At 60.3% G+C, this 23,864-nt stretch carries 22 protein-coding genes and 1 tRNA gene; 16 read left to right on the top strand and 7 right to left on the bottom strand.

Annotated elements, in window-relative coordinates; genetic code table 11:
- Positions 1-33: 33 nt before the first annotated feature.
- On the top strand, positions 34-1,311 hold the full coding sequence (locus V1T76_RS20815) for an SGNH/GDSL hydrolase family protein (RefSeq protein ID WP_330562592.1): 1,278 nt from the start codon (positions 34-36) through the stop codon (positions 1,309-1,311).
- 79 nt (positions 1,312-1,390) lie between these two features.
- Here the strand turns inward: V1T76_RS20815 and V1T76_RS20810 are convergent, their stop codons facing one another.
- Both V1T76_RS20810 and gltB read right to left on the bottom strand, forming a co-directional pair.
- Positions 1,391-2,821 carry a glutamate synthase subunit beta gene (locus V1T76_RS20810; RefSeq protein ID WP_330562591.1) on the bottom strand — a complete coding sequence of 477 codons (1,431 nt, stop codon included), beginning with the start codon at positions 2,819-2,821 and terminating at the stop codon, positions 1,391-1,393.
- A gap of 91 nt (positions 2,822-2,912) precedes the next feature.
- Positions 2,913-7,643, bottom strand: coding sequence for a glutamate synthase large subunit (gltB, locus tag V1T76_RS20805; protein ID WP_442970155.1), 4,731 nt, complete (start codon positions 7,641-7,643; stop codon positions 2,913-2,915).
- Positions 7,644-8,256: 613 nt separating this feature from the next.
- Between gltB and V1T76_RS20800 the strand changes: the two genes are divergently transcribed.
- From V1T76_RS20800 to V1T76_RS20780, 5 genes are all read left to right on the top strand, one after another.
- Entirely contained in the window at positions 8,257-8,556 is a 300-nt protein-coding gene (locus V1T76_RS20800) for a BufA1 family periplasmic bufferin-type metallophore (RefSeq protein WP_006932228.1), read from the top strand.
- 188 nt (positions 8,557-8,744) lie between these two features.
- Positions 8,745-9,641 (top strand): MNIO family bufferin maturase, encoded by an 897-nt coding sequence (gene bufB / locus V1T76_RS20795; RefSeq protein WP_330562590.1) that lies wholly within the window; start codon positions 8,745-8,747, stop codon positions 9,639-9,641.
- A gap of 1 nt (position 9,642) precedes the next feature.
- Complete coding sequence (locus V1T76_RS20790; RefSeq protein WP_330562589.1) at positions 9,643-10,428, top strand: HvfC/BufC N-terminal domain-containing protein; 786 nt, start codon at positions 9,643-9,645, stop codon at positions 10,426-10,428.
- Between the two features lie 43 nt (positions 10,429-10,471).
- Complete coding sequence (locus tag V1T76_RS20785; RefSeq protein WP_330562588.1) at positions 10,472-11,056, top strand: DoxX family protein; 585 nt, start codon at positions 10,472-10,474, stop codon at positions 11,054-11,056.
- 43 nt (positions 11,057-11,099) lie between these two features.
- Positions 11,100-12,158, top strand: a complete 1,059-nt coding sequence (locus tag V1T76_RS20780; RefSeq protein ID WP_330562587.1) for a threonine aldolase family protein — start codon at positions 11,100-11,102, stop codon at positions 12,156-12,158.
- 103 nt (positions 12,159-12,261) lie between these two features.
- Here V1T76_RS20780 and V1T76_RS20775 read toward each other — a convergent pair whose 3' ends face one another.
- On the bottom strand, positions 12,262-12,708 hold the full coding sequence (locus tag V1T76_RS20775; RefSeq protein WP_006932220.1) for an Hsp20 family protein: 447 nt from the start codon (positions 12,706-12,708) through the stop codon (positions 12,262-12,264).
- A 182-nt stretch (positions 12,709-12,890) separates the two neighbouring features.
- Here V1T76_RS20775 and V1T76_RS20770 point away from each other — a divergent pair, with 182 nt between their 5' ends.
- On the top strand, positions 12,891-13,403 hold the full coding sequence (locus V1T76_RS20770) for a hypothetical protein (protein WP_330562586.1): 513 nt from the start codon (positions 12,891-12,893) through the stop codon (positions 13,401-13,403).
- Between the two features lie 214 nt (positions 13,404-13,617).
- The gene (locus V1T76_RS20765) at positions 13,618-14,691 is read left to right on the top strand and encodes an alpha/beta hydrolase (RefSeq protein ID WP_330562585.1); all 1,074 of its coding nucleotides are present in this window, start codon (positions 13,618-13,620) and stop codon (positions 14,689-14,691) included.
- Positions 14,692-14,721: 30 nt separating this feature from the next.
- Here the strand turns inward: V1T76_RS20765 and hisN are convergent, their stop codons facing one another.
- A complete protein-coding gene (hisN, locus tag V1T76_RS20760) occupies positions 14,722-15,528 on the bottom strand; it encodes a histidinol-phosphatase (RefSeq protein ID WP_330562584.1) in 807 nt (268 codons plus the stop codon).
- A 268-nt stretch (positions 15,529-15,796) separates the two neighbouring features.
- Positions 15,797-16,642 (bottom strand): N-formylglutamate amidohydrolase, encoded by an 846-nt coding sequence (locus V1T76_RS20755; protein ID WP_330562686.1) that lies wholly within the window; start codon positions 16,640-16,642, stop codon positions 15,797-15,799.
- Positions 16,643-17,085: 443 nt separating this feature from the next.
- Between V1T76_RS20755 and cpdR the strand changes: the two genes are divergently transcribed.
- From cpdR to V1T76_RS20730, 5 genes are all read left to right on the top strand, one after another.
- Complete coding sequence (gene cpdR / locus V1T76_RS20750; protein WP_006932209.1) at positions 17,086-17,445, top strand: cell cycle two-component system response regulator CpdR; 360 nt, start codon at positions 17,086-17,088, stop codon at positions 17,443-17,445.
- A gap of 149 nt (positions 17,446-17,594) precedes the next feature.
- Positions 17,595-17,669, top strand: a tRNA-Val gene (locus V1T76_RS20745).
- 149 nt (positions 17,670-17,818) lie between these two features.
- The gene (gene ykgO, locus V1T76_RS20740; RefSeq protein ID WP_006932207.1) at positions 17,819-17,944 is read left to right on the top strand and encodes a type B 50S ribosomal protein L36; all 126 of its coding nucleotides are present in this window, start codon (positions 17,819-17,821) and stop codon (positions 17,942-17,944) included.
- A 162-nt stretch (positions 17,945-18,106) separates the two neighbouring features.
- Complete coding sequence (locus V1T76_RS20735) at positions 18,107-18,769, top strand: tetratricopeptide repeat protein (protein WP_330562583.1); 663 nt, start codon at positions 18,107-18,109, stop codon at positions 18,767-18,769.
- Between the two features lie 229 nt (positions 18,770-18,998).
- A complete protein-coding gene (locus V1T76_RS20730; protein ID WP_330562582.1) occupies positions 18,999-19,877 on the top strand; it encodes an alpha/beta fold hydrolase in 879 nt (292 codons plus the stop codon).
- A 57-nt stretch (positions 19,878-19,934) separates the two neighbouring features.
- Here the strand turns inward: V1T76_RS20730 and pyk are convergent, their stop codons facing one another.
- The gene (pyk, locus tag V1T76_RS20725) at positions 19,935-21,371 is read right to left on the bottom strand and encodes a pyruvate kinase (RefSeq protein WP_330562581.1); all 1,437 of its coding nucleotides are present in this window, start codon (positions 21,369-21,371) and stop codon (positions 19,935-19,937) included.
- Positions 21,368-21,805 (bottom strand): DUF1036 domain-containing protein, encoded by a 438-nt coding sequence (locus V1T76_RS20720; protein ID WP_006932202.1) that lies wholly within the window; start codon positions 21,803-21,805, stop codon positions 21,368-21,370. Before V1T76_RS20720 ends, pyk begins: the two co-directional genes overlap by 4 nt.
- Before the next feature lie 461 nt (positions 21,806-22,266).
- Between V1T76_RS20720 and V1T76_RS20715 the strand changes: the two genes are divergently transcribed.
- From V1T76_RS20715 to V1T76_RS20705, 3 genes are all read left to right on the top strand, one after another.
- Positions 22,267-23,076, top strand: a complete 810-nt coding sequence (locus V1T76_RS20715) for an N-formylglutamate amidohydrolase (RefSeq protein ID WP_330562580.1) — start codon at positions 22,267-22,269, stop codon at positions 23,074-23,076.
- A 37-nt stretch (positions 23,077-23,113) separates the two neighbouring features.
- Positions 23,114-23,410 carry a DUF1244 domain-containing protein gene (locus tag V1T76_RS20710; RefSeq protein ID WP_006932200.1) on the top strand — a complete coding sequence of 99 codons (297 nt, stop codon included), beginning with the start codon at positions 23,114-23,116 and terminating at the stop codon, positions 23,408-23,410.
- 154 nt (positions 23,411-23,564) lie between these two features.
- Positions 23,565-23,834, top strand: a complete 270-nt coding sequence (locus tag V1T76_RS20705) for a DUF2312 domain-containing protein (RefSeq protein WP_040439064.1) — start codon at positions 23,565-23,567, stop codon at positions 23,832-23,834.
- The last annotated feature ends 30 nt before the right edge of the window (positions 23,835-23,864 follow it).

Below are 23,864 nucleotides of genomic sequence, written 5' to 3'. Positions count from 1 at the left end.
CTGGGGGCAGTTCAGCCGCAGCAGGAGCGCAGCGTGAGAATTGGGAAACGGCAAAACGTAGGTAAGGGCGGGCCCGCCGCCTCGCTCCGCTTTGCCGTTGCTCTTGGGCTTGTGCTGGTTTTCTGCTCCGCCGGGATATCGGCCGCGCAGGACGCACCGCGCGGCGAGATCGTGGTTGCGCAGAACGGACCTTTCCGGGGCTTCAACCCTTTTGCACCGCTTCAGCGACTGTTTGGCGGCGGCGCCGAAAAACGTGTCACCAAGCCGCAAAAGACACAGAAAAAACCGAGGGTTTCCCGACCCGCCGGTGCTCCACCCAAATTCGACGTTTTGGAGAAGGACCCCAATGCCGGTCTGATCCTGGTGGTTGGAGACCGGATGGCGCGTGGTGTTGCCGACGGGCTGAAATACACGCTCGCGCAAAAACCTCAGATCCGTGTCGAGGCGATCACCGAGGACAAGAAGGGCTTCGTTGGCGAAGGATCGCCTGACTGGGCAACGCAGGTGGTCTCCAGAATTCGCGGCGCGGATGTGCAGGCCGTTGTGGTGATGATCGGCCGGCAGGACCTTGGTGAAGCCTTCCCCGGCGACCCGCCCGTGGAGTTCATGACAGCGGAATGGCTGGACAGCTATCGCAAGAAGGTCGACGCGCTGGTGCGCGTGGTGCGGCAGGAAAAGAAGCCGCTTGTCTGGGCCGGACTGCCGCCCACAGGCGATGAATTGGTGAATGCCGATTTCACCCAGCTCAACTCGATTTTCCAGAGTGCGTCGGAAGACAGGCGCGTTCGATATGTGGATATCTGGGATATCTTTCTGGCCGAAGACGGCAGTTATTCCTCCTACGGCCCGGATGTCGACGGCAAGAACACGCGGCTGCGCACCAACGACAAGATCGATTTCACCTGGGCCGGCTACCGGAAAGTCGCGTTCTTCGTTGAGCGGGAACTCTCCCGTCTTCTGGGGGGCTATGGCGGACTTGCCTTCGAAGGCGTGGAGGATGATCCCAATTTCATCGTCCTGACCGGACGCACCACCTCGCCGGAGGCATTGCTTCTGGGCGGCGAGGACGATGAGGCGATCGATCCGGCTAGCAGAACCTACCGCTTCTTCGTCAAGGGAGAGCCTTTGCCACCGATGCAGGGGCGTGTGGACGATCCGCGCGTGCCTGTGGTGGTGAAGTCCGCACCTGTTTCTGCTGTCGAGGACCAAACGCCGCCTGCAGGTAGCGCTCTGAGTGATCGATTGAGCGCTGCCTCCAGTCAGGACGCGCAAGGCCGCGTCTCGGTGACATTGCGTCCGGGATTGCCCTGAGACACAATCAGGTACGGAACAAACAAAAAACCCCGCAGACGTTTGTCCGCGGGGTTTTTTCATTCTCAGCGGAAAGAGCTTACCGCGGCAGGTCGGTGGAACCGGTCAGGAACTCATCGACGGCGCGGGCAGCCTGGCGGCCTTCACGGATCGCCCAGACCACGAGGGACTGGCCCTTGCGCACGTCACCGGCAGCAAACACCTTGTCCAGGCTGGTCTTGTAATCGTCGGTGTTGGCCTTGACGTTGGTGCGGCCATCCAGCTCCAGCTTCTCGCCGGCTTCGGCAATGTAGGTTTCGAGCAGAGGGCCGGAAAAGCCGATGGCGGCCAGAACGAGGTCGGCACGCAGGATGAACTCGGTGCCTTCGATCGGGCGGCGCTTTTCATCGACGCGGGCGCATTTGACACCGGTGACCTTGCCGTCTTCACCGACCAGTGCCAGTGTCGCGGCAGAAAACTCACGCTCTGCGCCTTCAGCCTGCGAAGAGGACGTGCGGAACTTGGTCGGCCAATAAGGCCAGATGGCCAGTTTGTCTTCCTTCAGCGGCGGGATCGGGCGAATATCAAGCTGGGTTACCGACAGGGCACCCTGACGGAACGCGGTGCCGACACAGTCGGATGCGGTGTCGCCGCCACCGATGACGACGACATGCTTGCCGCCGGCCCAGATCGGGGCCTCGTCGCCTTCCGGCTCACCGCCGACACGGCGGTTCTGCTGGACGAGATACGGCATTGCCCAATGGCAGCCTTCCAGTTCCATGCCGAAGACGCCCGGATCACGCGGACGTTCAGCGCCCGCGCACAGGATGACCGCGTCATGACGCTCGGCGAGTTCTTCCAGGGAAACCGTGACACCGACGTTGACGCCGTAATGGAACGTCACGCCTTCGGCTTCCATCTGCTTCACGCGGCGGTCGATGTAGTGTTTTTCCATCTTGAAGTCGGGAATGCCGTAGCGCAGCAGGCCGCCGGCCTTCGGCTCGCGCTCATAGACATGCACCGTGTGGCCTGCACGGGCGAGCTGCTGGGCAGCCGCCATGCCTGCGGGGCCGGAACCGATGATGGCAACGGCCTTGCCGGTCTTGGAGGCAGGCAGCTCCGGTACGATCCAGCCTTCTTCCCAGCCCTTGTCGGCAATCGCCTGTTCGACGCTCTTGATGTTGACCGGAATGTCTTCCAGGTTCAGCGTGCAGGCTTCCTCGCACGGGGCAGGGCAGATGCGGCCGGTGAACTCGGGGAAGTTGTTGGTGGAATGCAGGTTCTTGAGCGCGAAGTCCCAGTCGCCCTGATAGACCAGATCGTTCCAGTCCGGTATCTGGTTGTTGACGGGGCAGCCCGTCGGGCCATGGCAGAACGGAATGCCGCAATCCATGCAGCGCGCCGCCTGGTTCATGACGTCCTGGTCGTTCAGCGGAATGGTGAACTCGCGGAAATGGCGAATACGGTCAGAGGCAGGCTGATACTTCTGTTCCTGCCGATCGATTTCCATAAAACCGGTTACCTTGCCCAAGGCGACCTCCTCAAAATGTCATGCGTCTGTCCAGAGTGGCTGCAATCGGCCGCGTCAAGCGGCCGAGAGCCTGTTCGTGCGTTTGGCCGGATTATTCGGCGGCGACCATGCCGAGGCGCTGTTCTTCCATTTCGCGCAGGGCCCGGCGATACTCGACCGGCATCACCTTGACGAACTTGGGCCGGTACTGGGTCCAGTTGTCGAGGATTGCCTTGGCTTTTGTTGAGCCAGTCAGTTCCAGATGTTTCGTCAACATCTGGCGCAGGCGTTCGTCGTCATGGCGCGTCATGTCGCAGGACAGGTCCACACGGCCCTTGTGCTCGATGTCGCCGCCATGGTGGTGCAGCTTCTCCAGAAGATCGTCTTCCTCGGTCACCGGTTCCAGTTCGACCATGGCCAAGTTACAGCGGGAGCCGAACGTGCCGTCTTCATCGAGCACATAGGCAATGCCGCCGGACATGCCGGCCGCGAAGTTGCGCCCGGTCTGACCGATCACGACGACGACGCCGCCGGTCATGTATTCACAGCCGTGGTCGCCCACGCCTTCGACAACAGCGAGAGCGCCGGAGTTACGAACCGCGAAACGTTCCCCGGCAACGCCACGGAAGTAGCACTCGCCCTCGGTGGCGCCATAGAGCACCGTGTTGCCGACGATGATGGAGTTTTCCGGCACGATCCGGGTGTTTTCCGGCGGACGGACAATCAGCTTGCCGCCGGCAAGACCCTTGCCGACGTAGTCGTTGGCATCGCCGACGAGATCGATGGTGACGCCGCGCGCGACGAAGGCGCCGAATGCCTGGCCGGCAGTGCCCTTCAGATTGATCTTGAGCGTGTCAGGTAGCTTCAGGCCCTTGTTGCCATAGCGCTTGGCGATTTCGCCGGAGAGCATGGCACCAACCGAGCGGTCGACGGAACAGATCGTCTCGTCGATAATCGTCGGCTCCTTGTTGTCGAGGGCCGGCTTGGCGGCTGCAATCAGGCGACGGTCCAGAATGTCGTGGATCGGGTGATCCTGACGGCTGGTCCAGCGGGTTTCTTCCGGCTTTGCTTCCGGCTGGAAGAAAATACGGGAGAAATCAAGGCCCTTTGCCTTCCAGTGATCGATGGCGGCTTCCTTGTCGAGGAAGTCGGACCGTCCGATCATGTCTTCCAGGGTCTTGAAGCCGAGGTTTGCCATCAGCTCGCGGACTTCCTCGGCGACGAAGAAGAAGTAGTTGATGACGTGCTCCGGCGTGCCCTTGAAGCGCTTGCGCAGGACCGGATCCTGGGTGGCAATGCCGACCGGGCAGGTGTTGAGATGGCATTTGCGCATCATCAGGCAGCCTGCAGCAATCAGCGGCGCGGTCGAGAAGCCGAATTCGTCAGCCCCCAGAAGGGCGCCGATGATGACGTCCCGGCCGGTGCGGATGCCGCCGTCGACCTGCAGGGCGATGCGCGAACGCAGCCCGTTCAGCACCAGGGTCTGCTGGGTTTCGGCAAGGCCGATTTCCCACGGAGAGCCGGCGTGTTTGATCGAGGTCAGCGGCGAAGCGCCGGTGCCGCCGTCGTAACCGGAAATCGTGATGTGGTCGGCACGTGCCTTGGCAACGCCGGCCGCAACCGTGCCCACGCCCACTTCCGACACCAGCTTGACCGAGATATCGGCTTCCGGATTGACGTTTTTCAGATCGTAGATGAGCTGCGCCAGATCCTCGATGGAGTAGATGTCATGGTGCGGCGGCGGCGAAATCAGGCCGACACCCGGCGTGGAGTGACGCACTTTCGCGATGACCGCATCCACCTTGTGACCCGGCAACTGGCCGCCTTCGCCGGGCTTTGCACCCTGGGCAACCTTAATCTGGATCATATCCGAGTTGACCAGATATTCCGTGGTCACGCCGAAGCGGCCAGAAGCAACCTGCTTGATGGCGGAGCGCTGCGGGTTGGACGAGCCGTCCGGCAGCGGATTGAAACGCTCCGGCTCCTCGCCGCCTTCACCCGTGTTCGACTTGCCACCGATCTGGTTCATGGCGATAGCCAGCGTCGTATGGGCTTCGCGCGAGATCGAGCCGAAGGACATGGCGCCGGTGACGAAGCGCTTGACGATGGCTTCGGCCGGTTCAACTTCATCGAGCGCGATCGGCGAACGGCCGATTTCGTCCGCGGACTTGATCCGGAAGAGGCCACGGATCGCATAGCGTCCGCTCTTCTCGTTCACTTCCTTGGCGAAGGCGCGATAGGTCTCGGGAAGTTTCGCGCGCACTGCATGCTGCAGCAGGGCAACGGAATCCGGCGTCCACATATGGCTTTCGCCGCGGGTGCGGTAAGCGTATTCGCCGCCGACTTCCAGCGACCGGCGCAGGATGGCGACATCGCCAAAGGCCTGCTCGTGACGCAAGACGGTTTCATTGGCGACTTCGGCAAGGCCGATGCCTTCGATCATGGTTGCCGTTCCGAAGAAGTATTTCTTCACGAACTCCGAACCGAGGCCGACAGCGTCGAAAATCTGCGCGCCGCAATAGGACTGGTAGGTCGAGATGCCCATCTTGGACATGACCTTGAGGATGCCCTTGTCGATGGACTTGATGTAGCGGTAGACGACTTCGTCCTGGTCGACTTCCTCAGGGAAGTCCATTTCCATGTGCATGGAAAGCAGCGTTTCGAACGCCAGATAGGGGTTGATCGCTTCCGCGCCATAGCCGGCCAGAACGCAGAAATGGTGCACTTCGCGGGCTTCACCGGTTTCCACCACCAGGCCGACTGAGGTTCTCAGACCCTTGCGGATGAGATGATGGTGCACGGCGGCGGTTGCCAGAAGGGCCGGGATCGCGATGCGCGACCGGCTGATCAGGCGGTCTGACAGGATGATGATGTTGTATCCGTCCAGAACCGCTTTTTCGGCGCGCTCGCACAACTCGTCCAGGGCGCCTTCCATGCCGACGGCGCCTTTTTCGGAATTGTAGGTGATGTCCAGCGTCTTGGCGGAGAACTGGTTGTCGGCGATGTCGCCGATGGCGCGGATCTTCTCCAGGTCCTCGTTGGTGAGGATCGGCTGGCGCACTTCCAGCCGCTTGGAGGTCGACATGCCTTCCAGGTCGAAGATGTTCGGACGCGGACCGATGAAGGAGACAAGGCTCATCACCAGTTCTTCGCGGATCGGGTCGATCGGCGGGTTGGTGACCTGGGCGAAGTTCTGCTTGAAGTAGGTGTAAAGCAGCTTCGACTTGTCGGAGAGCGCCGAAATAGGCGTGTCGGTGCCCATGGAGCCGATGGCTTCCTGTCCGACGGTTGCCATCGGCGTCATCAGAAGCTTGATGTCTTCTTCCGTGTAGCCAAAGGCCTGCTGACGGTCGAGCAGGCTTTCACCGGCAACCGGCGCGCGCTGGCGCACGCCCGGAAGGTCTTCCAGAACGATCTGCGACCGGTGCAGCCAATCCTTGTACGGGTTGGCGGTGGAAAGCTGGCGCTTGATTTCGTCGTCGGAAACGATCCGGCCTTCGTCCATGTCGATCAGCAGCATCTTGCCCGGCTGCAGGCGCCATTTCTGGACGATGCGCTCTTCTTCGACCGGCAAGACGCCAACTTCGGAAGACATGATGACAAAATCGTCGTCGGTAACGATGTAACGAGCCGGACGCAGGCCGTTCCGGTCCAGTGTCGCGCCGATCTGGCGGCCATCGGTAAAGGCAACGGCTGCCGGACCGTCCCACGGCTCCATCATGGCCGCGTGGTACTCGTAGAAAGCCCGGCGGTTGTCGTCCATCAGCGGGTTGCCGGCCCAGGCTTCCGGGATCAACATCATGGCCGCATGGGCGAGCGAATAACCGCCCATCACCAGGAATTCGAGTGCGTTGTCGAAGCAGGCCGTATCGGACTGGCCTTCATAGGAGATCGGCCAGAGCTTGGAGATGTCGTCACCAAGCAACGTGGACGACACCGACGCCTGACGCGCCGCCATCCAGTTGACGTTGCCGCGCAGCGTGTTGATCTCGCCGTTGTGCGCGACCATCCGGTAGGGGTGTGACAGATCCCAGGACGGGAACGTGTTGGTAGAGAAACGCTGGTGGACAAGGGCGAGGGCGGACGAGAAGCGCTCGTCCTGCAGGTCGGCGTAATAGGCGCCGAGCTGATAGGCCAGGAACATGCCCTTGTAGACAATGGTCCGGCTGGACATTGAAACGATATAAAAGCCCTTGGAAACCGCATCGGTTTCGGCGCGCACTCGGTTGGAGATAACCTTGCGCAGCACATAAAGGCGGCGTTCGAAGGAATCAGAGTCGCCGCCGGTCTTGCGGATGAAAACCTGACGGGACACGGGTTCGGTGGCGGCGATGTCCGGGGCCTTGGAAAGCGACGAATTGTCGACAGGCACGTCGCGCCAGCCGATCAGCTCCTTGCCTTCGTCTTCAATCACGCGCTCGATGATTGCTTCGCACTTGGCGCGAAGTTCATCGTCCTGCGGCATGAAGATAAAGCCGACGCCATATTCACCGGCTTCGGGAAGCGGGGTGCCTGCGTTCGCCAGCTCTTCGGCAAAGAATGCGTGCGGGATCTGCACCAGCATGCCGGCACCGTCACCCATCAGCGGGTCGGCACCAACCGCACCGCGGTGGGTGAGGTTTTCAAGAACCTGCAAGCCATCTGCGACAATCTTGTGGGATTTCTGGCCCTTCATGTGAGCGACGAAGCCCACGCCACAGGCGTCGTGTTCGCGCGACGGATTATAGAGCCCTTTGTCGGCGGCCGTGCTCAGTCGCTCCGCAAGTGTTGTGGTTGCGGTGGTCTTCGTGTCCACGCTCCCCGCTTGCATGGCTGTGCTGGTCGTCAGCTCTATCTTCGTCATGTGCGCCCTCACTGTTAACCCCAGTGCGCCGTGGTAGGGAGCGTCCGGTTCCGTTCGGGTCGCATTCCATCAAGAATGCGGTCCGGCGAACCCTGGCTTTCCCGCCCCGGCTCTGTTGTTGTATTAACCACGGCAGTTTATCAAAGCAAACCGCCGCATTGACGCAGCGGTCCTCCGCTGCCGAAACGTTCCGTCTCGCTTCCTTACGGATCCTCCCCGGATCCGCCCAGTGGTCAGCCTGTCTATCGTCCGTGCCGCGTTGTCATGCGCCCTGTTTGGGCCGTTTTGAGCACGGTGATAATTGGGACAGCATACCTGTCCTATTCCAAGCGGCGCGAACATGACAGATTTCGCGGTCATGAGCAAGAGTGTTTCTGCGTCGCCTCATTATAATTGTTTCGCGCAAAAAGTGCCAATCGTCCGGAAAGCTCAAAACCGATGAGAAATAAGTAAGAATCTTGCGTTTGTTAAACTTTGTGCGGTTATGCTCGCAAAACAGTCACATGCGTTTGATTTCCTATTTATCTTCAATAGGGTCATCTACGGAGGGTGACTGGCGGCCCATCAAAAACGCCGGATCGTAGAGAATTTGGAACGAAGAGAGGAGATCGATATGAAGCATAAGGCCATGTCTGCAGCGATTGTTGCCGGTGCGGTTGCAACCGCGGTTGCGGGGCTTTCGTCAACTGTGCCGGCCCATGCCCAGGCCAAGGAAAAATGCTATGGGGTGTCCCTGAAGGGCCAAAACGACTGCAAGGCCGGCCCTGGCACGACCTGCGCAGGCACGTCGACCGTCGACTATCAGGGCAATGCCTGGACGCTTGTTCCGAAAGGCACCTGTGTGACGATGGATGTTCCCGGCGGCCGTCATGGCTCTCTGACGGAACTCAAGCGCGACCTTCCGGAAGCCTGATAGGCCTCAACCGGCTGCGTTCGCAGCCACCTGTTCAGGCAGGCAATTGGAAAGCCCGCATTTACCCTCCGGGCGTAAGATGCAAGGTGTTTCAACGCCATCAGCCATGGTGCTTCAGCCGAACCGGTCTGAAGTTGTCCCTAGCCAGTGCGCCTGCCTGACACGCTATTTTCCACCTGGAGAGCACCATGGTTTCCGACACCCGATCAGATCCGGCACTGCGTTGCGGAGCCGCTGTTCCGGCACGCGCCGGAGCTGGGCTGAAGGCGGACCATGTGGCGGATATTCTGCAAACAGGCGCCGATATCGGCTTTTTCGAAGTCCATGCCGAAAACTACATGGGGGCCGGCGGTCCGCCGCATCGACAGCTGGAAGCCATCCGCGAGCGGTATCCCTTGTCCCTTCACGGCGTCGGTCTTTCGATCGGGGGTGAACAGCCGCTCGACAAGGATCATCTCAAGCGCTTGTCGGATCTGAACCGGCGATACGAGCCGGGGCTGTTTTCAGAGCATCTGGCCTGGTCGTCCCACGACACCACCTATTTCAACGATCTTTTGCCGGTGCCTTACGATGAGGCAACGCTGAACCGGGTGTGCGACCATATCGACGAAGTGCAGGAAACCGTCGGCCGGCGGATGCTACTGGAAAATCCGTCGACCTATGTCGCGTTCGCGCAAAGCACGATGAGCGAACTGGACTTCCTGGGCGAGATCGTGCGCCGGACCGGCTGTGGTCTGCTGCTCGACATCAACAACGTTCATGTGTCCTGCACAAACCACGAGAGATCTGCCACCGACTATCTCGCGGCTTTCCCGATGGCCGCTGTGGGCGAAATTCACCTTGGAGGCCATGCGCCGGACCGGGACGACGCCGGCCGGCCGCTTCTGATCGACGCTCACGACCGGGAGGTCGACCAGGCGGTCTGGCAGCTCTTTGAAGACGTCATTGGCGCAAATGGCCCGTTGCCGACCCTGATCGAGTGGGACAACAATGTTCCTGCCTGGCCGGTTCTGCTTGCCGAAGCGCAAGCGGCGGACCGGATCCTGGCACAGCCTGCAAGGGCCGGAAGAAAGCAAGCGGTCTGAGATGCGCAGCTCCCTGTCCCTTCCGCAGGTCGACGCCGCCTCTTTCGGACGCGCGCTGCTCGACCCGCAACTGGCAACGCCCGATGGGCTGACCGGCCCAGACGGACAGACGGCGCCCAAGCGGTTCAATGTCTACCGCAACAACGTTATCGTCAGCCTGAGCGACGCGCTGGGCGAAACCTTTCCCGCGGTGAAGACGCTGCTGGGAGAGGACTATTTCAAGGCGCTTGCCCGGGCCTTCGTGACGGCCCATCCGCCTCTATCGCCGGTCTTGATCTGGTATGGCGCCGAATTCGCGGACTTTCTGAACGCCTTCCCGCCGCTGCAGGCGTATCCTTATCTGGGCGACGTTGCCCGGCTGGAATGGGCCTGGCTGCAGGCCTACCATGCAGCGGATGCTGCGCCTCTCGATCCGGCCACACTGGCGCAGATCGATCCGCAGCGGTTGGGCGATGTTCGTTTCACGCCGCATCCGGCGGCGCATGTGGTGTCGTCCAACTGGCCGGTGTGGGCGATCGCACGGGCCAACAGGTTCGAGCCCGATGAGGCCGGCGCTATCGATCTTGCAGAACCGCAATCGGTGCTGATCACCCGGCCTGACGTGGATGTGAATGTCTTTCTGCTGCGTGCGGGCGGGGCCGCATTCGCGATGGATCTCCTGCAAGGGCAAACGCTTGCAGATGCGGCAGGCCGGGCACAGGAAGAAGACGGATCGTTTTCCTTGTCCGATTGCCTGTCGGACTGTCTTGCAGCAGGCGCTTTTTCCGGTCTGCTTCTGAACGACTAACAATCACGCAGCAAATGGAAGCTGCCTGATCAAGGGGGATTAAATGGGTGTGCTGATTGGATTTTTTGTCAGGCTCTACACGATGGTGTTCGGAGCTCTGGAAAGGCTGACGGACGGCTGGTTCATCGGGCTCGCCGCCCGGTTCATTTTTGCCGCGATCCTGCTGCAGTTCTTCCTGAACTCGGCGATGACGAAAATCGGTGGCAGCATCATGAACATCTTCACGCCGACCGCAGGTGCCTATGCGCAGATGCTGCCGAAGATGATGGAGCAGGTCAGCTACGACACCAGCCAGATTGCCTTCTTTCCCTATGGTCTCATGGTGCTTCTGGGCACCTGGGGTGAATTCGTTCTGCCGGTCATGGTGGTTGTCGGTCTTTTCACCCGCTTTGCCAGCCTCGGCATGATCGTCTTCATCTGCGTGATGACCTATGTCGATGTTTACGGGCATGGGGCCGATGCAAAGACCATCGGAGCCCTGTTCGACGGCGAGCCTTACGCGATCATTGCCGACGACCGGTTGCTCTGGATCTTCCTGCTGCTGGTGCCGGTGCTCAAGGGGCCGGGTGTGGTTTCGCTCGATTGGCTGCTTGGCCGGTCTTATCGCAAACGCGAGATGTACTACTGAAAAACCAGTTGCCGGTTGTGATGCCAAGTGATTAAACCGGCACATGAATTTTGCTAGCGACAATTGGGCGGGTGCGGCTCCGGCGGTGATGTCGGCGCTGGCCCGCCATAATGAAGGGTTCTCGCCTGCCTACGGCACCGACCCTTTGACCGAGGCCGTCTCCGCCACCTTCAACGAGATCTTCGAACGGGAAGTTGCCGTGTTTTTCGTGGCGACCGGTTCGGCGGCGAATTCTCTGGCGCTGGCTGCCTTTGCCAAGCCGGGCGGGGCGATCTTCTGCCATTCCGCCGCACACATCCAGGTTGACGAGTGCAATTGCCCCGAGTTCATGACCGGCGGCAACAAACTCCTCAGCGTCGAAGGGGCAAATGGCCGGTTCTCTGCTGATGCGCTTCGTGAAAAGATGGCGCAGGTGCCGGACGGCGTTGTTCATCACGGTCAGGTGGCCTCCGTTTCCATCAGCCAGGCAACCGAATGCGGCACTGTTTACACGCTGGATGAAATCAGCGCCATCAAGGAGGTCTGCCGCTCGCGGTCCGTACCGCTTCACATGGACGGTGCACGGTTCGCCAACGCCCTTGTGACACTGGGCTGTTCGGCTGCCGACATGACCTGGAAGGCCGGGGTAGACGTATTGTCCTTCGGAGCCACCAAAAACGGCTGCTGGTGCGCCGAAGCGGTGGTGTTTTTCGACTTGGAAGCGGCAAAATCCTTCGAATATTTCCGCAAGCGCGGTGGTCACCTGTTTTCCAAGAGCCGGTTTGTGGCTGCCCAGTTCGAAGGCTATTTCGAAGACGACACCTGGCTGGCGACCGCAAGCCACGCCAACGGCATGGCGACGCGCCTTGCCGAAGGCATCCGGGAAGCCGGCGGGCGAACTGCCTGGGCGGTGGAGGCCAACGAGCTGTTTCCGATCCTCAAGCGCAGCCAGATGGAAGCGCTGCAGGCGGCCGGAGCCAGGCTCTACGAGTGGCCTGCCAAGGGTCTTGCCAAAGGTCACGCTCCTGCCGCAGACGAAGCCTGCATGCGTCTGGTCACCAGTTTCGCAACGACGGATGAAGACGTCGACGCGTTTTTGAAAGTGCTTGCCGGGACGGTTTGAGAGCCGGTTGCAGTTAGTGATCTTCCGCACACAAGCCATTAAAAAAGGCGCCTGGTTACCCAGGCGCCCCAAAGATGCGATTTCAGCAAGCTGAACCCGACGCTTAGTGCGCCGTGGTTTCAATCTGCTTGGTTTCACCGCTGGTGATTTCAATCTTGCGCGGCTTCATGGCTTCAGGAATTTCCCGGACAAGATCGACGTGCAGCAAGCCGTTTTCGAGGCTTGCGCCTTCCACGCGAACGTGTTCGGCAATCTGGAAGCGGCGTTCAAAGGTGCGCGAGGCAATGCCACGGTAGAGAATTTCCCGGCCGGCATCTTCTTCAGCTTTTTCACCCTTGATCGTGAGCGTGTGCTCCTTGGCTTCGACGCTCAGTTCGTCGTCGGAAAAACCGGCCACTGCCATCGTGATGCGATAGGCGTTTTCGCCCGTGCGCTCGATGTTATAGGGCGGATAGCTCGGGGCTTCGTTGCCGGCGGCATCGAGCATCGAGAAAAGCCGGTCGAAACCGACGGTGGAGCGGTAAAGCGGAGAAAAGTCGAAGTGACGCATGTGTCTGTCCTCTCTTGAGCAACTGATACTTCACTGATGTTGAGCAGTCCTTCGTCCCCCGGAATGGCGGGACAGGCTGCGGTGCAAACCCATGTTGGCGCTTGCATGAGGAGATTTGGTAATTCGGATTTTCATTTCAAGAGGGCAGGCAAGAGCGGCTGTCGCCGAAACATGAACGCCACATGAACGATGCCTTCCGTTTGCGTTCAAGTGGCCCGGTGCATCTTCAGTCCAACGTCAGCACGGCGCTGGCGGAACAGACTGGAGATTTGAAGATGTTTGCCAATGTTTCGAAATTGTCCGCCCCGATCGCCGGTGCCATTCTGCTGGTTTCCGCCGGTTTCATTTCCACCGCGTCTGCTGCGCCGCTGGCCGGCAAGACCCAGATCGAACCGGCCAAGGCCGAGCTGGTGGTCAAGGTCGATCATCGCCGCGGGAACGGGCGTGGTGGCAACTGGGATGGCCGTCATGGTGGCCGCCACTTCGAAATGGGCCCGCGCCAGATCCGCCGCAGCCTGCGCCACCGTGGTTTTGACCATATCCGCATCCTCGACCGCCGCGGCCCGATGTACATCGTGCGGGCAAAGGGCTGGCGCGGTATGCCGGTTCGGCTGGTTGTCGATAGCCGGAATGCCAACATCGTTCGCAGCCAGCCGATCGGTCATCGCGGTGAGTGGCAGCGCCGCTGGTACTGATCGGCTGATCAACCTTATCTGACATTTTCAGGGCCGGCTTCCCAGGGAGCCGGCCTGAACCTTGTTGAGGCGGATGCGAGAGCCGGGTATGACGTAGGGTACGCGTGTGCGCCGAACGGAGCCACCAGCGCCGGCACGGGTGACGAGTTCTTGACGAAAAACCTTTATCTGTTTGAGAAATAAGCTCCCAACGAACCCGAGTGATTCGCATCGCATGACCCTGATCGATCATCCCGACAATCCGGTGCCAGACGGCGCGCGATCCGGGTTCGTCACGACGCCGGACGGCAAGAAGATCCGGTATGCACACTGGCCGGCCGCGGGCGCCCGGCGCAAGGGCACGGTTACCCTGCTTCAGGGGCGGGCGGAGTTTATCGAAAAATACTTCGAGGTGATCGGGGATCTTCGCAAGCGGGGCTTTGCCGTCATTGCGTTCGACTGGCGCGGGCAGGGCGGCTCTCAACGATTGACCCGCAACCCCAGGCGCGGCCACGTTTCGAACTTCAACAAGTACAAGCTGGATCTGCGCACGGTGCTCAAGGAAGTCTCGCTGGCGACCTATCCCGGGCCGCATTTTGCGCTGGCCCATTCCACCGGCGCGCTCGTGGTCCTGTCCGATACCGACAGGCTGCGGACCATGCTGGACCGGGCGGTGCTGACCGCACCGCTTCTGGGCCTGCCGACGGGAACATGGTCACCCGGCCTTGTAACCGGCTATCGCTGGATCTTGCGCAAGCTCACGTTCGGTCTGTTCGGGCGTCCGGGACTGAAGGCAACCGCCCCCAAGACATCCTGGCTGATCGAAAAGGTTGCCATTCCAACTGCGCGGGTGTTGTCCCTTTTCGGCCTGGGCAGGCTGTTTGTGCCCGGAGGAAACGCCGAGATTGCCGTGGCCTATGAGGTCAACCGGCAAACCACCGACAGGGTTCGCTTCGAACGATTCAACAAGGTTCTGGAAAAGGCACCGGAACTGGGTGTCGGCTCCCCGACGCTCGGATGGCTGGCCGCGACCGGTCGGGCCATGTTGGCGCTGCGCCGGCGGGCAGCCGGGCCGAACATCAAGTTGCCCTGCCTTGTGCTTGCGGCAGGGAACGACCGGATCGTCTCAACGCCCATGATCGAGGATTTCGTCGCACGGGCGAAGGCGGCAGCCTATGTGGAAATCGCAGGCGCCGAGCATGAACTCATGATGGAGCGTGATGTCTTCCGCGATCAGTTCTGGGCGGCGTTCGATGCCTTTGTTCCGGGTCTTGAGGCCGAACAGGCGCTGGACCGCGCCACAAGCTGATCCTGCACCCTGATGAGGCCGTGGGGGCCGTCAGGCAGCTCTTGCCAGGTCCCGCAGAAGAATTTCATGCAGACGCGGATCGCCTGACGCAACGATCTGGCCACCATCTGCCGGTGAGCCGCCGGTCCATGTGGTGACAACACCGCCGGCGCCTTCAATGATCGGCACAAGGGCAACGATATCATAGGCTTGCAGACCGGATTCGATTACCGCGTCGCCATGGCCGGCCGCGACCATGCAATAGGCGTAGCAGTCGGTCCCGTAGCGGGACAGTTGCACGGCATCTTCGATCTTGTCGAAAGCCTGGCGTTCCCCCTCGGTAAAAAGCGCAGGAGTGGTGGTGAAAATAGTGGCATCTTCCAGGCTGGCGCAGGGGCGTGTCTGAAGCTGTCTTCCGCCCAGGGGGCCATCGTACCAGGCCGTCTTGCCATCGCCGCCGAAGCGCTCGCCGATATAGGGTTGAACCATCATTCCGAGGCTCGGAATGCCGCTGGTCCTGAGGCCGATCAGCGTTCCCCAGGTGGGCAGGCCGGTGATGAAGGCGCGCGTGCCGTCAATCGGGTCGAGCACCCACACATGTTCCGCGTCGAGATTTTCCGGACCGTGTTCTTCGCCAAGGATTCCGTGGTCCGGATAGGTTTCGTTGATCAGGGCGCGCATTGCGGTTTCGCCGTTCCTGTCGGCAATGGTGACAGGGTCAAAACCGGCTTCCCGCTTGTTGTCGATTGCAAAGCCCTGGCGGAAATGCGGCATGATCGCGCCACTGGCTGCTTCCGCGAGCCTGTCCAGGAACGGGGCAAACATATTTGAGCTGGAAACAGGCCCTGTCGACATCATTACCTCCTGGCTTCGGAAACCGCGCGAAACCGAAATTATTACGAATTGCCGCTTGTATAACCTGTTCTGCAAAAAAATGAATCTGCAAAACCTGAATGACTGCTCATACTTTGATCAGTTTGAGAGGGCTGTCGGTCTTGACGTTTGTGCGGTGCAATGCGATTTTATTGCGGTGCGATACGTTGTGTCGTACCGCCCTCCTTGGGCGTTTCCTCCCTAGACTCGGGCCGCCTCTTTCGAGAGCGGCCTTTTTTTTTGTCCTGAGATTTTATTCCGCTGCGATGGAGTCCGCCGGTAAGGCGGCGTCCGGCATGGAGGTCAGCTCGCGGGCGAACTGGCGCAGGTTATGAAAGAGGTCGCCGAAGCCCGGAGTTGGCTGGTGCGTGACCTCGTTCATGTAGAGGCCGCGGTTGATTTCGATCTGGAGGGCATGGAGGCCGCTTGTGGGGCGACCGTAATGTTCGGTGATGAAGCCGCCTGCATAGGGTTTGTTGCGAGAGACGGTATAGCCCATTTCCTTCAGAACCGAGCAGGCAAATTCCGTCAGGTCGCTGCTGCAGCTTGTGCCGTAGCGGTCGCCAAGGATGAAGTCCGGCCTTGTGTCGGTTGTCTGGCATTTCACGTTGGACGGCATCGAGTGGCAATCGATCAGAACGGCGTAGCCGAAGGTTACGTGCGTCTGTGCCAGCAGGCGTCGCAATGTGGTGTGATACGGCTTGTAGATTTCCTCTACCCGGCTGAGCGCTTCTGCAACAGGCAGCTTGTGCCGATAGATCTCGTGGTTCTCGCTGACGATGCGGGCCACGGTTCCAAGACCACCTGCCACCCGGATCGAGCGGCTGTTCGCATAGGTCGGCAGGCGTCCGTCGAACATTTTCGGATCGAGTTCGTAGGGTTCGCGGTTCACATCGAGGTAGGCTCTGGGAAAGTGCGCACGCAGAAGCGGCGCGCCGAGCGGCACGACATGGGCGAAAAGATCATCGACAAAAGCGTCTTCCGACCGCCGGATCGCTATTTCGTCCAGACGGGAGGAGGCAAGGAAGCCTTTGGAATACTGCCGGCCGGAATGAGGCGAATTGAAAACGAACGGCACCCTCTGGTCTGCCGGGCACAGAACTTCGAAAGCGGGAAAGCCGTTGAAATCCGCCTCGAAAGAGGCTGGGGAGGAAGGCTGCTTGTCGTCCGTCAATGCTGTGTCCTGGTTGGCGCCCGGTGCAGGCCGTTTCCTATGGTGCCAAGGAATCGGTGCGCCGTCCACCTCGACAGCATCAAAAGCGTGCGCGCTTGTGGGCAATGATGCCTCGGTTGACGGCGGGGCCGGACGGTCCGTGCGGGCTTCGTGCACCCACCGTGCGCAGTCAAGGGAGACGGTCGGGCGCTTTTCCCTTGCGTAAGAAGCCTTGCCGTGCGGAAACGTCAAAGGGGCGGCGTTCTCAACAACTGGCTATCCACACCGTGGCTGTGTGATCCAATTCACCCTATCATTCTGTGGAATTCGAGCTATAACCGGCAGAAAGGGAACATAACCCACACGAACAAAGGACCTGGTCAATTACGATGCCGCGTATCCTGCTTGCCGAAGATGACAATGACATGCGCCGCTTTCTGGCGAAGGCGCTGGAAAATGCCGGTCACGACGTCGTTTCGTTCGATAACGGCAGAAGCGCCTATGAGCGCCTGCGCGAAGAACCGTTCTCACTGCTGCTGACCGACATCGTGATGCCTGAAATGGACGGGATTGAGCTGGCCCGCCGGGCGACCGAACTCGATCCGGACCTAAAGGTGATGTTCATCACGGGGTTTGCCGCCGTTGCGCTGAACCCGGAATCGGATGCTCCGAAGGACGCGAAAGTCCTTTCAAAGCCGTTCCATCTGAAAGACCTCGTGCAGGAAGTGGAGCGCATGCTGGCGGCCTGACAAGGCGTTGACGCCGCGGAAAACTGGGAGTGCCAACCGGGCTGGGGAAATTTTGACGGTTCGGTGAAAAAGGGGGGTTGCACAGTTTGCCGATCCCCGTTATATCGCACTCCACCACGGCGCTGGGGCGCCGGACTACCGAGAAATTCGGGCGTGTAGCTCAGCGGGAGAGCACTTCGTTGACATCGAAGGGGTCACAGGTTCAATCCCTGTCACGCCCACCATTATTGCGCTGATTGAGGTTTCGAGAAGCGCGGGTTGATCTGAAGATAGGCGCAGGACCTGCCGCTGCTTCAAGGCCAATCCAGTCAAACGTGAGCGCCTTTGGCGCTCATTTGGTTTAAAGAAGCAGGACCCTTGTGGGGACAGTGACATGAAGATCAAGAACTCGCTCAAAGCGCTCATGACCCGCCACCGCGACAACCGCATGGTTCGCCGCAAAGGCCGCGTCTACATCATCAACAAGAAAAACCCGCGTTTCAAAGCGCGCCAGGGCTAATCTTGCTGCTGCGCATCGCGTGGCGGAAGACCAGGAAATCTCTTGCTGAACAAGACATTGTCTTGCTGTAGCGGGAGTGGAACGGGTCCCCGCCAACGTGGCGCACGAAGATGTGTCAAATTGCAGGATTGACCGCCGCATCCAACGATCCATAATCGTCGGATGCGGATTTTTGTGTTTCCCTTTCTGTTTTTCGCCGGCGCCAGTATCGCGAGCGCCCAACCTGTTCCGGATCTTGGTCCGGAGGCAGAGCCGCCGTCTGCCGAAGACTTCAACGCGCTACCCGACGAACTTCCGGAAGAAGGTGGGCAGGTGGTTGTCGAGGAGAGCGATCCCGACGACGAGCAATCCCGTCTGGATGAACTCTTTGCCAACCTGGCCAAATCGGACAATCCGAAGGAAGCCGCGCGTATCGGGCGGGAAATTCAGATGCTCTGGATGGATTCGGGCAGCGATACGGTGGACGTGCTGATGTCCCGCGCCGGCAAGGCCATCCAGGCCGACGATCATGCCCTGGCGCTTGATCTGCTGGACACGGTCGTGATCCTGAAGCCGACTTATGCGGAAGGCTGGAACAGGCGTGCGACCGTCCACTACATGCAAGAGGATTTCGGCAAGTCCCTGGTGGATATCGAGCGCACGCTGGCGCTGGAACCGCGTCATTGGGGTGCCTTGTCGGGCCTTGCGATTATCCAGCGGCGTCTGGGCTTTGAAAGCGAAGCGCTGACGACTTTCAAGCGAGCACTTGAAATCAACCCCAGCCTGGAAAATGCCAACAAGGCCGTGAAGGACCTGGAAAAGGATGCCGAGGGCGAACCCGCCTGAGGACGGCTCTCCCTTTTCCTCGCGTGCTGCCAGACTTTAATGGTGCAGACTTGTTTGCCGCCAGACTTGATTGCAGATGGCGCAGTGCTATGTCCGCATTATGATTTCATTCCTGACTGTCCTCCTCGCCGCCGCCGTTTTGTTTGTCGCCTACTCTCTTTTCAGGGCAAGGCAGATTTCGCGTGTCTATGTACCCGACGGCAGTCTTGCAGAGGTGGATGGAGCGCAAATGCACTATCACTTCGTGCCTGCATCTCAGGCGGCCAGTGGGCAGCCTGTGCTGGTGTTCCTGCATGGAGCCAGCGGCAATGCCTATGACATGAAGCTTGCGTTTGAAGGGGCTTTTGAGGGCCGTTACCCGCTGCTCTTCATCGACCGGCCTGGGCTTGGGTTCTCGCAGCGCTCCAGATCAGGGCGTAACACACCGGAAAGCCAGGCAAAGCTGATCACCGGTCTGATTGCGCACCTTGGCATCGAGTCGGCCATTGTGGTGGGACATTCGCTCGGAGGGGCCGTAACGGCGGCAGTGGGCCTTGCCGCGCCGGAGCGGGTAAAAGGGCTCGTCTTCCTGGCACCCGTCAGCCACGTGTGGCCCGGTGGGGTCAACTGGTACTACACGGTTGCGGCACTGCCCGTCGTCGGCTGGCTGTTTTCCAGAACGTTGACGATCCCGGTCGGTGAGCGGCTGGTGCCGCAAATGCTGAAGCATGTCTTCCATCCCGATCCGCCGGTTGCCGGCTATGCTGCGTCGGTCCGTCTGCCGCTGCTGTTCCGGCCCGAAAGCTTTCGCTCGAATGCGGCGGACATCTGCAGTCTGAAGCAGGCTGTTCGGCAGCAGTCGAGGCGATATGGGCAACTTGGCCAACCGTCCCTGATCATCACGGGAACGAAAGATACGGTGGTCTGGCCATCGATCCATTGTGAAGGCTTGTTGCAGGATCTTCCGGACGCGGAACTGCTGATGCTGGGCGCGGCGGGGCACATGCCGCAGCATACCCACACGGCTCAGATCGTGTCCGGTATCGACAGGCTGGTGGAACGGGTCGCTGGGTCCGGTCGCAAGGCGAGGGCGGCTGAAGCAGAGACCGAAGCCGTGCCGGCGGAATGAAAAAGGCGGCCTGGAGGCCGCCTTCTCGTGATCCGGTCTGTTTAACCGATTAGATCGTCAAATACCGCCCTGGCCGTCGTTGCCGACGAAGGCAATCCGCAGCATGTTCGTGGAGCCCGGCGTGCCGAAGGGAACGCCCGCGGTCACGATGATACGCTGGCCCGGTTTTGCAAACTCCTCGGAGAAGGAGATGCGGCAGGCGCGGTCGATCATGTCTTCCTCGTTGGCGGCGTCTTCACTGACCACGCAGTGCAGGCCCCAGCCAAGCGACAGGCGGCGTGCGGTCGCAAGCACCGGCGACAAAACGATCACCGGGCTGGACGGACGCTCACGCGAGGCGCGCAGGCCCGTCGCGCCGGAGGTCGTGTAGCAGACGACAGCGGCCAGGTTCAGCGTTTCGGCGATCTGCCGGGCTGCTGCCGAAATCGCGTCGGCGCCGGTAGCTTCCGGTTCGGTCCGCTGAGCGTAGATGATGGTGCGGTAGTTGGGATCCTGTTCCACCTGCTGGGCGATCTTGTCCATGGTGGAGACCGCCTCGATCGGGAATTCACCGGCGGCGGATTCTGCCGACAGCATGACGGCATCTGCGCCTTCGAAGACGGCGGTGGCAACGTCGGACACCTCGGCGCGGGTCGGCACCGGTGCGTTGATCATGGATTCCAGCATCTGCGTGGCGATCACGACCGGCTTGCCGGCACGGCGGCAGGCGCGGGTGATGCGCTTCTGAAGGCCGGGAACCTGTTCCAGCGGCAGTTCAACACCCAGGTCACCACGGGCAACCATGATGGCGTCGGACAGCTCGATGATCTCGTCCAGCCGGCCGATGGCCTGGGGCTTTTCGATCTTGGCCAGAACGCCGGCGCGGCCACGGGTGATCTTGCGCACTTCGGCGATATCGTCCGGGCGTTGCACGAAGGACAGGGCAACCCAGTCGACATTCTGGTCGAGCGCCGCGATCAGGTCCTTATGGTCTTTTTCGGTCATGGCGCTGGTCGCGATTTCCGAATCGGGAACGCTGACGCCCTTGCGGTCGGACAGCTTGCCGCCGACGATGACTTCCGTCACCGCCTTGGTGCGGTCGGCTTCCAGAACCTTGAGCTGGATCTTGCCGTCGTCGAGCAGCAGGCGGTGGCCCGGCTCGAGCGCCTGAAGAATTTCGGGATGCGGCAGATGCACACGGTCCACGTTGCCGCTGGACTTGTCGGCGTCCAGTGTGAAGGTTGCGCCGTTTTCCAGCATGACCGGACCGTCGGCGAAGGTTCCCACGCGCAGCTTGGGCCCCTGCAGATCGGCCAGAATGCCGATCGGCCGTCCAACCTTCTCCTCAACAGAACGGATGCGTTCGACAAGCATCTTCAGACGATCATGATCGGTATGGCTCATGTTGATGCGGAAGACGTCCGCACCTGAGCGATACAGTTTTTCGATGATGTCTTGTTCTGAGGAAGAGGGTCCGAGAGTTGCAAGAATTTTGACTCGCCGGTTACGCCTCATCGCCCACCTGTCCCCTGTTGCACGGGTTCGGTCAGCTGGACCGTCCAGCTGCTCTGTTCGCCCGTGTCGATTTCAAAAAAGCCCGTCCGCTCGAATCCGCGAGCCACACAGTCTTCAATTCCGCGAATGGTGAATTCCTTTTCCCGGGTGCACATGAACGCCCGGCCACCCCATTCGCCGAATTGGTCATAATCAACTGCGTAGATGTAATAGTATCGTGACACCAGTGCCCCGGGTACCAGGGTCTCGCAGGAGTTGGAAGCAAGGTTCCACCAGCCTTCGGTAACCCAGTCGGTCTTGTCCTTGTAGCCGATGGCCACACCAACCTGACTGTCGGTCTTGTTGCAAAGCCGCAGATCGGCTCTGGCTTCGTCACTGGATGCGGAGAAAAACAGCACGGCAAGGAAAGCAGCAAAGGCAAATTTCACAGGCACGCTGACACATGCCCGAGACCCGCCCTGGTTCCGTTCCCCAACCTTAAACATATGCAGTCGTTCGCTTTGCTGCTTTACAGACATTCGCTTTTTGCGTCGACAAGGGGGCCTTGTCAACGTCGTTAACGGGATACGCAGTCTTTCGCCCAGACTTGTTTCCCGAACCGCCCGGATTTTTTGTCCAATTGAACAGTCCCACCCCCTATGCCGTCAGAAATGGGGCGGGAACATGACCGCTCCGCCTCAGATCGTCGATAGATGTCAATAAAGCGTATACCGCGTTGTGAAGACCTTGGCAAAATCGCAGGGGTACAGATCGGGCGCTGGCGTGCGGAAGGTGTGGATGGTCTGCAGAAACGCCGTCTGAAAGCGGTGTTTTCGGGCTTGGTTCCTTCGCTGGTTTGCCGTAAACCTGACCGCCTGCACGATAGTGAGCCACAGAAGTTTCCACGAAGCGAGACATGATAGAACCAGCTGCCGAAACCGGCCGGGCCTTTCAGCCGACCGAATATGTCAATGGCGATTTAGCGTCCGGATTGCTGCTCCTGTGCGACCATGCCCGCAATACCGTTCCGGAGCCCTATGGCGATCTCGGCGTTCCGGCCGAACAGTTCGAGCGGCACATCGGTTATGACATCGGCGCGCGCGCGGTTACGCTCGAATTGGCGAAGCGGCTGAATGCGCCGGCGTGCCTGACCACTTATTCGCGTCTGTTGATCGATCCCAACCGGGGCGATGACGATCCGACGTTGATCATGCGCCTGTCGGACGGCGCTGTCGTGCCGGGCAATGCCAAGGTCGACACGACCGAGCGGGCGAACAGGATCGACCGGTTTCACAAACCCTATCACGACCTCATCGACCAGACACTGGACGCGATGATCAAGGTGAACGATCCGCCGGTGATCTTTTCCATTCATAGCTTCACGCCGGTCTGGCGCGGTGTGCCGCGGCCCTGGCATGTCACCGTCCTTTGGGACAGCGACCCGCGGGCCGTTGATCCACTGCTGGAGGGGTTGAGGGCGCAGAACGACATCATTGTGGGCGACAATGAGCCTTATGACGGGGCTCTCAAAAACGACACAATGTATCGGCACGCAACGCGCCGTGGGCTGGCGCATGCGCTTCTGGAATTGCGACAGGACCTGATTGCCGACGATGCCGGAGCGCTTGAATGGGCGGACCGCCTCGAGCCGGTCATCAGAAAAATTGCCGGCATGTCCGACTGCCGGCGCATCCAGCATTTCAAGTCGCGCAGCGACGCCGCTTAAGGCCGGGCCACCGGTCCGGGACAGGGAGACCTTCGCTATGGACGATCAGACGAAACTCGAACTGGAAGCTGCCGTATTCAGGCGCCTTGTGGACCATCTGCGCGGGCGCACCGACGTGCAGAACATCGACATGATGAACTTGGCCGGCTTCTGCCGCAACTGCCTGTCCAACTGGTATCAGGACGCTGCGCAGGAAAAGGGTGTTCCCCTGGAAAAGTCGGAAGCCCGCGAAATCGTCTACGGCATGCCCTATGACGACTGGAAGGCCAAATACCAGACCGAGGCAACGGCGGATCAGCAGGCCGCTTTCGAAAAGAACAAACCCCAGCATTGAGCCCGCATCTGCCTGGACGCGCATCGCTGCTTGACGGGCGATGCGCAGTCTGGCAACGCACGGCCCAGGTGATTGACGGCGGCTGAAGACCAGCCGCAGCCATTAAGACCGCGCTGAGCGCGACAAGGAAGAACGAGAAGGAGAAACAGTAAACATGTCCGATCCCGGTGGAGTGGCAGGCGACCAGCTGCGCGCATTCGTAGAGCGTATCGAGCGTCTTGAAGAAGAAAAGAAAGTCATCTCCGATGACATCAAGGACGTCTATGCGGAAGCCAAGGGCAACGGCTTTGACGTGAAGATCCTGCGAAAGGTGGTTTCCCTGCGCAAGAAGCAGCCTCATGAGCGTGAAGAAGAAGAGGCGGTTCTCGATCTCTACCTGCACGCACTTGGCATGGCTGGCGGCGCCGGCGGCGCTGAAGGCTGATCAGCGGCAAGATCCGCACTCTGAAATGAA

The organism is Roseibium sp. FZY0029 (assembly GCF_036350355.1).
Taxonomy (GTDB): Bacteria; Pseudomonadota; Alphaproteobacteria; order Rhizobiales; family Stappiaceae; genus Roseibium.
The sequence above is the reverse complement of the archived record's forward strand: the minus strand, read 5'-3'. Positions and strand labels throughout refer to the sequence as shown.